The organism is Caballeronia sp. LZ016, assembly GCF_031450805.1.
In the GTDB taxonomy this organism is placed as follows: domain Bacteria; phylum Pseudomonadota; class Gammaproteobacteria; order Burkholderiales; family Burkholderiaceae; genus Caballeronia.
Window position 1 is genome coordinate 1,524,549 of the sequence record NZ_JARTVY010000001.1, and the last position, 14,119, is coordinate 1,538,667.

The window sequence follows — 14,119 nt, forward strand, 5'->3', positions numbered from 1 at the left end:
GTCATTGTTCTCCTTTTAACGAATCAGAGGGCTCGTTGCTGGGCAGCACTGCCAGGTGTTTCATTCGTGGCCGCTTGAACTTTGCTGATTCATGCGCCACCATCTCGTTACTCTTGCCTGCGCCAGCCCGAACCCGGCAACCATGGGCTTCACATCGTCGGGACGAACTCTGCGGGCTCTCCCACGTTCTTAAGGTCGCTGGGCTCGGTGCCCGCAGGCAAGGGTATCAGCGAGTGTTCGGGCGGAGTTGAATCGTGAGTAAATCGACAGGAGCTCGGCCTCATACTCTTGGCCCTCGGCGTTCGCTCTGCACCCAGATTCAAATACGAAACTATTGAATTTGAGGGTGCGAAGGTCGACCCGCGATCACTTCGTCGAGGCGTCTTGAAGCCCCATCATCGACTTGCCCCTCGGCGTCAACCCCGCACTGCTATAGATACCTGACTCTTGCCGGCCCCAGGCGGACCAAACAGGAGCGCCGTGGCACCTTTCTCAAGCCACGAATCGCCGGTCGCGAGCGCCATGACGTGTGCCTTTGAAACCATCGGCACCATGCTGAAGTCGAAGGTCGCAAGCGTCTTGGTCGGGTCCAGATGCGACTCGGCACGATGGCGTTCAATGCGCCGTTTGGCCCGCTCGGCCAGTTCGTGTTCGAGCAATGCGCCGATCAAGCGTGTGGCCTGCCAGCCTTCCTTGTCGGAGCGCTCCGCAAACTCGGGCCAAAGGCGGGCGATGGTCGGCAGGCGCAGTTCATTGAGCATCAAGGCAAGACGGCCGGCATCGTAAGCATGCGTGCTCATGCGACCTCCTTGTCGAGCAGGTCGTCATAGCTGCTTGCGGGTGGCATCTCGACATTGACGTTTGGGCAATCGGCGTGACGCGGCGCGAACTCCTCGCGTAGAGCCTTCAGATCAGGCAGCTTGCCGTCAACCAGCAACGCGTTGAGGTGCGCGGCCAGCACGGCCTCGACGCCATCGAGCGCGGCGAGTTCAAGCAATCCAACGATGACTTTGCACGCCTCGCGTTGCGTCAGTCTCGCCTCCAGCTGTTCCCAAGTCCGGCGATAGGCCTCGCGCGGAAACAGCTCGTCTCGAAACGCAAGCCCCTTGAATGCCTGCGGCTTGCGTTTGAGGCTCTCAATGAAGTGTCGGTAATCAAGTGCGCGGCGGTTGTCGCCGGCACGCGAACCTCGCGAGGTGCTATGCACCAGCGCGCCTGACAGATAGCAGTCGAGCCGGTCACCATACACGCGCACCTTCAGACGATGACCGATCAGGCGCGACGGCGCGCTGTACAGAATGCCGCGTATGGTGAAGGTACTGCAGCGTGTAACGCGCGCTTCTTCCTCGACGAAGTCGGTCGTGCGCCTTAACGGGAGATCCATGAGCTGTTCGCGCTCAAGGCGGAACGCCGCTGCGTTACGCCGGTTGCGACGCATGACGACCTCGCGCAGAAACTCATCATAGGCCGCACGATCAACGAAGTCCCGATGGCCGCGCAACATCAACGCTTGGTCGACAGCTTCCTTCAAATAGCGATGCGATGACTCCACGCTACCGTTCTCGTGGCCCAAGCCGCGATTGTTGCGCGTCCCGTTCATGCGGTAGTGCTCGAGCAGCGCCGCATAGCGCACTGTGAAGTCGTCTTTATCCGCGAGGTTTCTGAACGCCGCCGACAGACTGTCGGTGCGATGCTCGCGCGGACATCCCCCGGCCTGCCATAGTGCATTTTGCAATCCCATGGACAGTGCTTCGAAGCTCTCGCCGCCTTCAACGACATTAGCGTATTCCCAGCGCGAGAACGCGAGCACGAAGTGGTACAGCCGGTGTTCGAATGGCACGCCAGCGATCGTCACTCCCAGTTCGGCCATGTCGGTGAAGTCGGACAGGCCGCGTGCGCCAGGCTCATGCAACTGCGGGAAAAAGACTTCCTTCGGTGGACCGGACATCGCCCTCCAGTGCCGAATGCGCCGCTCCAGTGTGCGACGTGTGCTATCCGGATACTGCCCGGGATGATCCTCCTGCAGCTTGCGCAGAATGGTGATCGCCTGAAGTTGTGGCGCGTTCGCAAGCATCGGAACGACTTCGGTGTCCCAGACGTCGGCGAAGGGATCGGGACGGGAACGCCAGTAACGACGGGGTTTCTGTGATGGCAGGGTGGTGTCACGTTCGATGCGCCTTGCGCTGCGGACACTGATGCCCGCCTTGGCGGCGGCGATCTCCTGCGAGTGATGTTTGCGTTTGGACATGTAGAGGCGAACCTGTTGGTCGGTAATGCGGGTTCCAGACATGTAGCTGATCGCTTTCTTGTTCGATCAGCCATCGTAGAACCCGGCCGACTCGGCGCCGCCGGTGATGCGTCGTCTTCGGCGGCTACGCCGCCTTCGACTCCTCATCACCGGCCAAAACCTTCGCCGCTACACCGTCCAACATGATTGTCGCCCTCCACTCTGATCGCGCGTCGCCCTTGAGCAGCCAATCTTCGCCCTCCTGATAACGTCGTAACTATTTGCGAAGTGTTGGTCCTGAGATGCCACACCGCGCGCAATCGAGACGGCGTTGCCGGTCTCGTGCGATGCATAGAAGCATAGCCTCTATCCGCACTCGTTCCGGGGCGAGCGAGCATATTTTGGAAGGGTCGGGTCGCGGGCAACGAGTAGCAAACAAAGCATGGGTGGCCACCACTTATCGAATAGTCCTGCCTACCGTCTTCCAACGACCGATGATGGCGCCACCGAACCGGTATGCGTTTTCCCTCAGAGCAAGTCCCGTCGCAGCCAGCGCCCACCGCAAACCGGCGTGCCTCCCGCTCGGTTCCGTGATGGAGTCAGGGCAGAGTGCCTCGCCATCTTGGCGAGGTCGTGAAGGCGTCGTTGGTCCCACCGCCGAATTCGTTGCGCCTACGTCGTGGTCAAGGACGACTGATGAAATAGACGCGGCGGTCTCACGCGGCAAGGAAACTCCTTCTACGCCATAGTTTCGCGCCTCTGTGACGGTCAGAACCATTTGGGCGGAGGGGCTCACGGCCGACGAATCGTCGGCTACGCATCTATAAGCCAACTGCCTTTGATCTTGGTCCACAATGCCTGTCCCCGAGGCGGGGCCACCGGGCATAGAAGGAAACGATTCCGGCTCAGCTCCCGAGTGGGTCGGCCTGGGTACAACACTGCTGCCTGCTATGACTGCGGCCGCAGCAGGCGAAACCTGAGTGGTCACTATTCTGTTGCGCAGCGCGTCCTCGGCGAGCCGTCTGAGCAGCCCTGCTCGTTGCCTTGGATTCGAGACGGCCGACAGGGCGCGATAAAGCTCTGGCGTGACAAACTCGCTAATTGTTATCTTGATTTGCAATGAACTCGTCATGTAGTCGTTCCGTCGTTTCGATCATTCTTATGCACCAGCGTTTCCCTCGCCCGACGCGGCGAAGAAACCGCTCGGGTAGAAGGCAGGGATTCGCTCGCCATAACGTTAATTCTTCGGTTCCTCGGAGCTGAAGGCCCATGCTCGCCTCCGAGATAGACAGCCGCCCTGCCAGCGATTACACGGCGTTAACAATCTACGACCCGTTCGCGTTCCCTATTCCTAACAGCTGCTCGGTAACAGCTTCGGATTTGGCGGCTTCGGCGAGAGCTTGTTTCAAGCCTGTCGTCGACTTCCTGTTTCCTGAGGCGATATAGGCAACTAGGATCGACTGCTCGCCTCCACTGTACCGGCCAACAGGCGCACCCAAGCAAGCAAAAGCTTCGCAAATTGGGGTAGCTTTCGACTCTTTGGTCTCTCCAAACTACCAAGTTCGGTTTCAGATGTTCGCCGGCGGTGGTGCAGGACGTGAATTCGTAAAGGTCTCGTGAGTTCCGTGCTAAGAGCTGGCGCCGACCACAGACCTCATACAACGACCGCTGCTTCGGTCTATCGCCAAGCCGTCGCGGCGCCTTGACATCTTTATATGCCAGGCATGCTGGATTTGTCCCAACCAGATTATTTCAGACATGCCAATAACGAAACTTCTGTGCTGCGCGCATTCGTGCCAACGAGCAAGACTCTCCGATAGTCGCGGTTCGAGGGAACACCCGTCGGGAGGATTACGCACCCGCACGCCAGTGCGTGCAGCGCCCGGGCACTCCCTCCGACAAGGCCTAGCACGATCAACAGGTCCTTCTGCCGTCAGCGTACCGTCCCCTACGGTGCGTCTGCCCGCGCGGTGCGCGGACGCCGAAATCCGACATCTTGAAGCGGTGATTCGCCACGTCGCTAGCACTCACGGCCCGTCTCTACCTGCGTACCTGCCTCAGTCGTATTGGCTCGCACGGCTCGAGCGAATCAAGCAAAAGACTTGCCTCATTCCAACTCAGCAGCAACGCATCGCGGCATTGCGAAGGTTGCTGCTGGAGAGCGAGCCGCACGAGTGTCAGTGCGCGTAGGTTCGCCCGGCGGTGTTTTCGTAGCGCAACCTACTCACCTTCTTATTCGCCTATTGCCGCTCGCCTCACTCAATGACGCTCGGTCGAGCTATACCGACAGAGGTGGCGGCGCGATAGGCGGCCTGACTTGCAAATGAGATCGCCGTGGCATGCGATGACTTTTCTTGGAAGTCCATCCCATGAACGAAAGCCGAGGGACCAAATGAGAAAGCACAATCAAGACGGAATACCGACGCACGACCTACCAAACGAGACGGTCAGCGGCGCCGACGATAGCTTCAGCCATTCCAGCAGGACAAGAAAAGAGGCGACCAACGGAGCGAAAAACCGTCCACGCGTGAGCCGCGCGTTGCTGATGCGCATTGCGCCGATCTTTCAGCATGCGTGCGATGGCCGGGCGCATGTGCGCCATTCAATCGAACTCGAACATGCACCGGGCACCAAGAACCCGACAACACAGGTTGATTGCCTCGCGATCACACCGTTTGGCGTGTTCGTCGTGAACCACTTCCTCTGGACAGGCCTGGTCAAACCGGGAACCAACGAAGATGAACTTGCCGTCGTCGATGACCGCGGCGACGTGACGATTCATACGTCGCCGCTGCGCCGTGCGAAGCCGGCCGTGCGTCATTTGCGCTTGGTGCTGTCTCAACACGAATGTCCGGTCGAGAGTATCGCCGTTCTAGGCGAGGCGGGCGGCAGCCTGCATCCGACCGTGCCGGATGGCGTCTTGACCTTGCCAGACTTGCACTACTTCGTGCGCACGAGGTTGAACCGCTTCCGCGCAACGCACCGGCGCTATTTAGAGGTGGACAACCTCGCTTCCCATATCGACTGGCTTTGCTCTCGCGGGCGCTCGCGTCCGTGATACCGGTACCCGGAATCGCTGTTTCGTTTATAGCAGCGTGCCCGCCACGTGAAACCCGAGCCAACCCTCGAAAGTTGCCCGTGGCGCGGCGTCGGGCCAACCGAGCTCTATCGCCCTCGAACGGCAACCGCCGCTCGAGCCGCCCGCTCCATGACATCAATATCCACCATCAAACTGGAAAGACGCCGTTTTTACGAAGCTTTCCAGGGGAAACCGTCCAATGGGCGCGCTATATTGGTTGGACCCACCGCGTATTTACGCATCGACCTTAGCTAAGCGCACGGCTGACGCGCGCTTGCCATTTCTTTTATACCTGGCCTCTCCGGGAAATCGCAGTCCGGGCTCCCGCACGAGTTCATCGAGCGATCTGCCACCGTTTTCCATCGTTGTATCCGAGCGCTGGTCCCCAGTCGCGTCGTCATTCCTGTTTCCGTGCAAGACAAGCGCGCTTCCTGCCGGAAGCAAGCCGTTGTCTCGCACCAACACAGTTTTCTGTTCGACGGCCACGCCTGCGCACGCGTGGTCGCGGGACGTTGCTCGTCATCCGTTTTCAGCATCTCGCCGCCACGCTGGTTCGCTGCACTTATGCGTCGCGCACGATCCACCGCTGACCTATTTCACCACCGTAGTCTGGCCTGGCAGACCGCCGAAGGCCGCTACTTTCTTAGCCAAGGAGGCTTTATGAAACTCGCCGTACTAGAAGTCCGCTATGCAGGCGGCTTGATCCTGACCGACCGCGTTGTCGTTCAGCCGTCATTCCGCATTATGCTGCCGCCGCGCTTGAGCGCGATGCTTACCGAACTCGAAAGGACAGAGCGCCGCACGTCGATTCAAGTTTCGGTAGACGGCGTCATTTATCGCGTGACAGGCGCCCCCGACGGCGAACTTGCCGTGGGGGACAAGCTGCCTTTCGGTGAGCGTCTAGTCACGACGCTGAAAAGCGTCGCAACTCCCAATCGCGCTCAACGGCGGCTCAACCGGCGCTTCGCCCATATGCTGAGTGCCTTTTCGTTGATCAGCGCGTGCTACCTCGCTCAGTCAAGCAAGGACTGGGACGCAGGTCTCATCGTTGAGATCGCGTTGCTTTGCGTGACGTCCGCTGCTCTGTTCGTCATCGGACATATGTGCTTTCCGGGTGATCACGAATCGACGTGACGATGATGCTGAAGCTCGCCTTATCGGCTCGCTCTTAGCAGTGGTTCGGCCGTTCGTCGACGCGGCGTTGATCTTAATGTCGATCGACGTTGTTTGTGCAGACCACGCCGCTTGGCGTGGTTTGCCTCATTAACGACTAACGATTCCGCTCGCGCCACTTACGGGTCCAACCAATCGGGCACTGATATCTTGCTTAAATTTCCGGTCGTCATAGCCGTCGGGCCCGGCGCCGCAGTGCGCCCTTCGTTGCGCCAGCGAAAGAATTTTCTAAGCGTCAATCTCTAAGGCGTTGTCGAGCCCCGGTCGTCGGCGTACTTAAGCGGGATGCTCTGCTTTGCCCGCCCTACGAGGGCAGGGATTAGAAGACCGACGCACATTGAGATGCAAGGGCGAGGGTGCCTCCGGTGCCCACGAATTCAGTTGTCGTTGCTTGACGAGCGGCGTTCATTTGCAACGGGACGCTCATCACCGTCACCGCTGCCACAACCGACCAGCAGCGACGCGACCTTACCGTGGAAACCGTATCGCGCGGAAAAGAAGGCGCCGGGCTAGCGCAATCGCTTCGAAAGACGCGAGCCGAGGCTTCGCCAAGCGAGCCGTCGCCCGCAATCTTTGGTACCCGACTCGCGATTTCCTGTCGGAATAAACGCGGATAGATTCCAGGATTGACTCGCCGGCGTAAAGGAAAAGAAGGCGCACCAGACCATCGCGTCATCGCGCGGTCTTCACTGTGTCGCACAAACGAACAAGGAGGGACAAGATGGCTGCAAGAATGTGGGTGGCGACAACAATGGATGGGCGGGAAGTCTCCGCTGAGACGATCGGTTCTCTTCAAGAGCCTCCGCCGTTGAGATGTGTGTACTGCAGGGCGCCCGTCAGTTTCGTTCCGCACCACGCACGCGAGAGTCGGGGCAAAGCCTACTCGGTCAAGGCGTATTTTCGCTTGTTTCCGAAGGTGGCCCATAACGAAGACTGCGTGTTCAATGTCGAGGAGCAACTGAAAGTCATTGCGCGTCGTTCGTTTGGTCTTTTGCAGGCCATCGAACAAGGACAATATCGTTTTCGTCTGCTCGCAATCGCTGATATACGCGACATAGACACGCATCTAAAGCGTTCAAAGATATCTCGCAAGGCCGATATTGCAGGAGACGACAGTGCGTTCCTTTCAAGCGACTCCCGCTGCTTTCTGTCTGCGTACATTAACGCGGCGAAGCGAGTTATAGAACTTCGAAGTTTGTGTGCGAGCAATTCCGGTGTTAGGGACCGTCTCGAATTCGTCTTCAATGGCATGTCAGTGAATTGGGAGGATTTCTATTACGAGGAAGCGCGATTTCTCGCAGCCTATCGTTGGCTCGGTATGACTGCAACTTCTTTTCCAGTCACGCTGGTGGGCACGGTAGCCAATATTGAGACTATCGAGAGACGTGGTCGAACGTTGTATGTTTTGCATATGAAGTCGTCTGCAGCGCACTCATATTCTCGTGACCCGATGGTAGGAGAAGTCGCGCACGCGACGGTATGGACCAATCAAGCTGAATGGTTGCATTCGCTCAAGGGAAACGACACTGTGCTTGTTTTCGGCCATTGGCGCCATGCGACAGTCAATACAGTTACCACCTTTGCACGCAAGGGCGATAGCAAGTTTCGCAAATTTCTTGAACGGCAGTTGTCAATCTGGCTACACGTGAAGTCTCAGATATCCCGGGTGATTGCTAGTGGGTGATGGCGTCGCCGTTAGGCAATGCTGCTTACGTGGCGTGTGCTCTTGAAAAGCGATCGTTCCGGGTGTAGCGCCGCGCGTTCCTCGCCATCGATAGGTCTGGTATGGCGCTCACGGCAGTCAGGCTCATAGAATTTTGGCTGCGCTGGCTCACTGTGCGCTTCGGTCCTGGGATATCGCTAGAAAAGATTGAATCGGTCCTGACCGAGTAGAGAGCTGATCGGTGGCGTCCGCGCGGACGTATCCTCAGTCGCTCCTTCTTTTCGTTGGGGGCTGCCAGTCATAGCACGCGTGTGTCCAGCAGCACTCAGGCTCCGCAGGCCCTCGCGGAAGCAGAATCCAGAGTCGGAGGCGCATTGACTGGACGGATTTGCGCTGCACGCTTTTCAAGAAGAGCAAAGAGAGGGCGCCGCTGCGGCGTTAAACGCTGACGACAACGGCGCATGTCCGCGTTGTTGATTGCCTGAGTTTTTTGATGCCCCAGTGATGGAGTCATTGTGCGTGCGATTTCATCGTGAAAGGCGAAGCGAGGCGTAGGGTCACCGCACGGAGCTACTTTGTATTAGAAGCTAAGGCATCTTGCTGGTCCCGGGAAATTCGAATTTCTACCGCGAAAAGAATGACCGGGAAATGCCAGGTGTATTGCTCGCTGTGATCGACAACAAAGAATCCGAAAAAGAAATGACGTTCAAGCAGCGAGTACGTCGAGGGAATTGGTGCGTCAAACCTTGTTTCGGCGCCATCACAACAGCTGGGCCGCCTATTTAGAATCTTTCCTCCCACATCGGAGCTCCGATGCAGACGTCGTTCTTTCAACGGGATGGTGACGCAGTGAGAGTCGCGTTATGCCAATCAGAGAGAGCAGACCGTGCGCTTGCCATAGCCGCAACCTTCATACGCTGCATGCTCCCAAGCATCTGCTCCGCGGAAGATTGACTAACATTTAAAAGAGCGTCGAGACGGGCACCTTGTGGGGAATACCGAGATTCGCAGGCCTCGACAGAGACGGCGCGTCCATCCCGCCGACACTAGCCGCGTTCGATTATTTCCTACGCACGGCCCATTTCTGGGAAAATGTCGGCTGCGTCGTCCGACAGTAGGGGGCGCGTTCGGAACTCGGTCGCTAAGGATGCAGTTGAACTCCCAATACGCCAGCGCAAGCTCAGCTCAATTGATAAGCGTATCCCTCGTTGTTTACCGGCCGCATCGGCAGCTTCTTGAACGCACGCTGATTACGCTCGATAACGCGTTGCATCGTTTGTTTCCCGCCGATGTCAGCGTCTCTGCGCCACTGTATCTGATCAACAACGGAACGGACGAAGGGTTCAACCTGTCCGAGGTTGCCTGCGAAACGGCGCTTCAGACGCACGTCATCGAAGGCCATGGCAACGTCGGCTACGGCCGCGGTCACAACCTGGCCATCGAGCTCACGTCGACCCGTTACCATCTGATCCTGAACCCCGACATCGAACTGGACGGCGACGCGCTAACCCACGCGCTCGCCTTTATGGACGTTCACCCGGAAGTCGGCCTGCTATCGCCGCAGATCGTCGAAGACGACGGCAGCCGGCAATATCTCTGCCGCCGCTACCCCACGGTCTTCGACCTCTTCGTTCGGGGCTTCCTCCCGAGAAGCCTGAAGAAGCCGTTCGAACCGCGACTAGCAAGATACGAAATGCGCGACGTCATCAACGATAAAGAAATCGTCTGGGACCCGCCCATCGTCAGCGGCTGCTTCATGCTTTTTCGTACCGAAGTGCTCAAAAAGCTGAACGGTTTCGACCCGCGCTATTTCCTCTACTTCGAAGACTACGACCTGAGCCTTCGCGCTCATGAAGTCGCGCGCGTCGCCTACGTCCCCTCGGTTCGCGTCATGCATCACGGCGGCGACGCGGCAGGCAAGGGCTGGACCCACATCAAGCTCTTCATCGCATCGGCGTACAAGTTTTTCAACCGATTCGGCTGGAAATGGTTATGAGTGAGCGCATCGGCATCACGGGGGCGAGCGGTTTCGTCGGACGAGCGGTCACACGCGCCTTGCTCGATGCGGGTAAGGAACCGCTCGGCATCGTTCGCCACGGCGCGGGCCCGCATACAGTCCAAGTAAAGTCACTCGATGCGCTCACCCCCGCCGTGTGCGAAGGCTGCACATCGGTGATCCACCTGGCAGCGCGCGTCCACGTAATGAACGACGCCGCCGCCGATCCGCTCGCCGCCTTCCGCGCGATCAACGTCGACGGCGCGCTCAGAACCGCCGACGCCGCCCGCCGCGCCGGCGCGACGCGCTTCGTCTTCGTGAGCAGCATCAAGGCGCTCGCGGAACTCGACGACGGCCGCCCGTTGACCGAAACCGACGAACGCCGCCCGCCCGACCCCTACGGCGTATCGAAAGCCGAAGCCGAAGTCATGCTGCAGGAATTCGGCGCAAGGACGGGGATGGAAATCGTCATCGTGCGCCCGCCGCTCGTCTACGGTCCCGAAGTCCGCGCGAACTTCCTCGCGCTGATGCGCGCGATCGCCAAAGGCATACCAATGCCCATCGGCGCAGTCACCGCACGCCGCAGCCTCGTCTACGTCGGTAACCTCGCAAACGCGCTCGTCGAATGCGCGACACATCCGCGCGCCGCGAACCAGCTCTTCCACGTCACCGATGGCGAAGATCCCGGCGTCGCCGAACTCGCGCGCAGGCTCGGGCATCATCTGAAACGCCCGGCGCGTCTGTTGCCGGTGCCCGTCGGCTTGCTGAAAGCGGCGGGGCGGCTCACCGGCAAGACGGCGCAGATCGAACGCCTGACCGGCAGCCTGCAAGTCGATTCGTCCTACATTCGCGATGTGCTAGGCTGGCGGCCTCCAAGCTCGCTGGATGCGGGCCTGGCCGCCACCGCCGGTTGGTTCCTGGCCGAGAACAAGTGGACGATCTAACGTCCCGTAACAACCGAATGGCGGCGGTAACACGCGGATGATCCGGAAACGCGCATCATCCGCTGGTCAAAAGAACATAAACGTAGGCAATACCCGGGAAATGAGTGCGCAGTTGTCCCCTTTCGTCGTCGATTCGCCGTGGATCGCCGCTGCGTGTGTCGCGGCCGCATCCCTGGCGATCTGCGCGCTGATTCTCTTCCTCCTGTTGCGCACAGGCCTCGCCTGGCGTCTCGCCACCGACATTCCAAACGACCGTTCGCTGCACACGCGCCCGACGCCGCGCGTCGGCGGATGGGGCATCGTGCCGGTCACCGTCATCGCGATGCTGTCGCTCACGCGCTCGATGTGGCTCGCCGCGCTGCTCGCCGCCGCGCTCGCCGCCGTATCGCAAATCGATGATCGTCGCGGTCTGCCTGCGCGCGTCCGGTTCGGCGCGCACGTCGCCACCGTCGCCGTGCTGATCGTCGCCAATCCGGCGCCAGCGCCATGGATCGCGCTCAGCGCCGTCGGCTTCCTGATGGTCTGGCTGGTCAACCTCTACAACTTCATGGACGGTTCCGACGGCCTCGCGGGCGGCATGGCGCTGTTCGGCTTTGGCGGTTACGCGGTCGCGGCGCTGTCCGGTCCGGTGCCGCAGATCGATCTGGGCATCGCCAGCGCGGCCATCGCCGGGGCGGCGGCGGGCTTCCTGCTCTTTAATTTCCATCCGGCACGGATTTTCCTAGGCGATTCAGGCTCGATTCCCCTAGGATTCCTTGCAGGCGCACTCGGTTACTGGGGCTGGCTGAAAGGCACGTGGCCCGTGTGGTTCCCGGCGCTCGTGTTCGGCCCGTTCATCGCCGATGCGTCCGTCACGCTGCTACGGCGGCTTGCGCGCGGCGAGAAGTTCTGGCAGGCGCATCGCGAGCATTACTACCAGCGCATGGTGCAGATGGGCGCGGGTCACGCGCGAACGGCCATCGTCTGGTACGTGCTAATGCTCGCGGGCGTCGCGCTCGCCAACCTGGCGCTGGCCTGGCCGACCGGAGTGCAATGGGCGGCGGTGGCAGGCTGGGCGGTCGTCGTCGCGGTGGCGGGCCTGTTGGTCGATGCAAGCTGGCGGCGTCATCAGGCGCTTCTATCCGAACAATCTCGAGGTGTACGCGGATGATTCGATTCAAAGCTTCCTGGCTTTCCGCAGGCGCGTTCACATTCGATCTCGTGGCGGTCGCCGCGACCTGGCTCGCCGCTTATCTGATCCGCTTCAACGGCGCCGTGCCGGCCAACTTTCAGCACGGCGCGCTCGTCGCGCTCATCTGGGTGCTGCCGGTCTACGGCGTCATGTTCCGCGTCTTCGGCCTCTATCGCGGCATGTGGGTATTCGCCAGCCTGCCGGACCTGATGCGCATCTCGAAGTCGGTCGTCGTGGGCGCGCTCGTCGTGATGATCGGCGCAGTGCTGCTTCAGCCGACGCCCGTCATTCCGCGCTCGGTGCTCATCGTCGAGCCGCTGTTTCTTTTCCTCGCGATGGGCGGCGCGCGTGCGCTGTATCGCGCCGGGAAGGAGTTCTATCTGTACGGCGGACTCGTCGGGCAAGGCAAGCCCGTGATCGTGCTCGGCGCGGGCACCGCCGGCGCAATGCTTGCGCGGGAACTCGCGCGTTCGTCGGAATGGCGTCTCGTCGGCCTGCTCGACGACGATCCTTCCAAGCAAGGCCGCGAAGTCCTCGGCCACAAGGTGCTCGGCTCGTTCGGCGACCTGTCGAAAGTCGCGGAGCAGTACAAGACCGAATACGCGATCATCGCAATCCCGTCCGCTTCCGTCGATGAACAGCGCCGCGTCGCCACCCTCTGCGTGCGCGCAGGCGTCAAGGTGATGGTGCTGCCCGCGCTCAACCAGCTGACGCAAGGCGAGGGCGGTTTCCTGTCGCGCGTGCGGCAGATCGACCTGGAAGACCTGCTCGGCCGCGAGCCCGTGAAAATCGACATGCCGCACGTCGAGCAACTGCTGCACGGGCGCGCCGTGATGGTGACGGGCGCGGGCGGCTCGATCGGCTCCGAGCTTTGCCGGCAGATTCTGCGATTCTCGCCCGCGCAACTGATTGCCTACGATCTCAGCGAATACGCGATGTATCGCCTGATCGAGGAACTGCACGAGAAGTTTCCGGAGCTGTCGGTGGTGCCCGTCGTCGGCGATGCAAAAGATTCGCTGCTGCTCGATCAGACGATGGCGCGCTTCACGCCGCACATCGTCTTCCATGCGGCGGCTTACAAGCACGTGCCGCTGATGGAAGAGCAGAACGCGTGGCAGGCGGTGCGTAACAACGTGCTCGGCACGCTGCGCGTCGCGCGTGCGGCGATTCGTCACGACGTGCGCCACTTCGTCCTTATTTCCACCGACAAGGCCGTCAACCCGACCAACGTGATGGGCGCGAGCAAGCGCCTCGCGGAGATGACGTGTCAGGCGTTGCAGCAATCCGCGCCGCGCACGCAGTTCGAGACCGTGCGCTTCGGCAATGTGCTCGGCAGCGCGGGCAGCGTGATTCCGAAGTTCCAGCAGCAGATTGCGAAGGGCGGTCCCGTCACGGTCACGCATCCCGAGATTACGCGGTTCTTCATGACCATTCCCGAGGCCGCGCAGCTCGTGCTGCAGGCATCGAGCATGGGGCGGGGCGGCGAAATTTTCATTCTCGATATGGGGCAGCCGGTGCGGATCGTCGATCTGGCGCGCGACCTCATCCGCCTCTATGGCTACAGCGAGGAGCAGATTCGCATTGTGTTCACCGGCCTGCGTCCCGGCGAAAAGCTCTATGAAGAACTGCTCGCCGACGATGAAACCACCACGCGCACGCCGCATCCGAAGCTGCGGATCGCGCAGGCGCGGGGCGTGCCGGATGCGTTTATCGACGAGTTATTGCCCTGGCTGATGCAGCATCGCGTGTTGTCGGACGATGAAGTGCGCCGCGACCTGCGCCGCTGGGTGCCGGAGTATCAGACGGCGGCGGCGCCGGTTCTGCAGAGCGTGGCCAAGGGGCGCGAGGCGGCGCGCTGAGACGCAG

Annotated in this window: 9 protein-coding genes; 7 read left to right on the plus strand and 2 right to left on the minus strand. The window is 60.5% G+C overall.

Going from position 1 to position 14,119, the window contains the following annotated elements; translation table 11 throughout:
- Positions 1–416 precede the first annotated feature (416 nt).
- A complete protein-coding gene (locus P9220_RS07265; RefSeq protein ID WP_309764230.1) occupies positions 417–800 on the minus strand; it encodes an ATP-binding protein in 384 nt (127 codons plus the stop codon).
- A complete protein-coding gene (istA, locus tag P9220_RS07270) occupies positions 797–2,248 on the minus strand; it encodes an IS21 family transposase (RefSeq protein ID WP_404989530.1) in 1,452 nt (483 codons plus the stop codon). The genes P9220_RS07265 and istA overlap by 4 nt, the downstream gene beginning before the upstream one ends.
- A gap of 2,371 nt (positions 2,249–4,619) precedes the next feature.
- Here istA and P9220_RS07275 point away from each other — a divergent pair.
- The 7 genes from P9220_RS07275 to P9220_RS07305 all read left to right on the plus strand — a co-directional run bounded on the left by P9220_RS07275 (position 4,620) and on the right by P9220_RS07305 (position 14,112).
- On the plus strand, positions 4,620–5,285 hold the full coding sequence (locus P9220_RS07275; RefSeq protein WP_309764232.1) for a nuclease-related domain-containing protein: 666 nt from the start codon (positions 4,620–4,622) through the stop codon (positions 5,283–5,285).
- 681 nt (positions 5,286–5,966) lie between these two features.
- The gene (locus P9220_RS07280; protein ID WP_309764233.1) at positions 5,967–6,440 is read left to right on the plus strand and encodes a hypothetical protein; all 474 of its coding nucleotides are present in this window, start codon (positions 5,967–5,969) and stop codon (positions 6,438–6,440) included.
- Positions 6,441–7,200: 760 nt separating this feature from the next.
- Positions 7,201–8,163 (plus strand): hypothetical protein, encoded by a 963-nt coding sequence (locus tag P9220_RS07285; RefSeq protein ID WP_309764234.1) that lies wholly within the window; start codon positions 7,201–7,203, stop codon positions 8,161–8,163.
- Between the two features lie 1,126 nt (positions 8,164–9,289).
- On the plus strand, positions 9,290–10,138 hold the full coding sequence (locus P9220_RS07290) for a glycosyltransferase family 2 protein (protein ID WP_309764235.1): 849 nt from the start codon (positions 9,290–9,292) through the stop codon (positions 10,136–10,138).
- A complete protein-coding gene (locus P9220_RS07295) occupies positions 10,135–11,082 on the plus strand; it encodes an SDR family oxidoreductase (protein ID WP_309764237.1) in 948 nt (315 codons plus the stop codon). The genes P9220_RS07290 and P9220_RS07295 overlap by 4 nt, the downstream gene beginning before the upstream one ends.
- A 112-nt stretch (positions 11,083–11,194) precedes the next feature.
- On the plus strand, positions 11,195–12,232 hold the full coding sequence (locus tag P9220_RS07300; protein ID WP_404989531.1) for an MraY family glycosyltransferase: 1,038 nt from the start codon (positions 11,195–11,197) through the stop codon (positions 12,230–12,232).
- Complete coding sequence (locus P9220_RS07305; protein ID WP_309764238.1) at positions 12,229–14,112, plus strand: nucleoside-diphosphate sugar epimerase/dehydratase; 1,884 nt, start codon at positions 12,229–12,231, stop codon at positions 14,110–14,112. The genes P9220_RS07300 and P9220_RS07305 overlap by 4 nt, the downstream gene beginning before the upstream one ends.
- The last annotated feature ends 7 nt before the right edge of the window (positions 14,113–14,119 follow it).

Bases quoted from the DNA above. Each gene is read 5' to 3' on its own strand.
- P9220_RS07265 (WP_309764230.1), bottom strand. From the start codon at position 800: ATGAGCACGCATGCTTACGATGCCGGCCGTCTTGCCTTGATGCTCAAT.
- istA (WP_404989530.1), bottom strand. From the start codon at position 2,248: ATGTCCAAACGCAAACATCACTCGCAGGAGATCGCCGCCGCCAAGGCG.
- P9220_RS07275 (WP_309764232.1), top strand. From the start codon at position 4,620: ATGAGAAAGCACAATCAAGACGGAATACCGACGCACGACCTACCAAAC.
- P9220_RS07280 (WP_309764233.1), top strand. From the start codon at position 5,967: ATGAAACTCGCCGTACTAGAAGTCCGCTATGCAGGCGGCTTGATCCTG.
- P9220_RS07285 (WP_309764234.1), top strand. From the start codon at position 7,201: ATGGCTGCAAGAATGTGGGTGGCGACAACAATGGATGGGCGGGAAGTC.
- P9220_RS07290 (WP_309764235.1), top strand. From the start codon at position 9,290: ATGCAGTTGAACTCCCAATACGCCAGCGCAAGCTCAGCTCAATTGATA.
- P9220_RS07295 (WP_309764237.1), top strand. From the start codon at position 10,135: ATGAGTGAGCGCATCGGCATCACGGGGGCGAGCGGTTTCGTCGGACGA.
- P9220_RS07305 (WP_309764238.1), top strand. From the start codon at position 12,229: ATGATTCGATTCAAAGCTTCCTGGCTTTCCGCAGGCGCGTTCACATTC.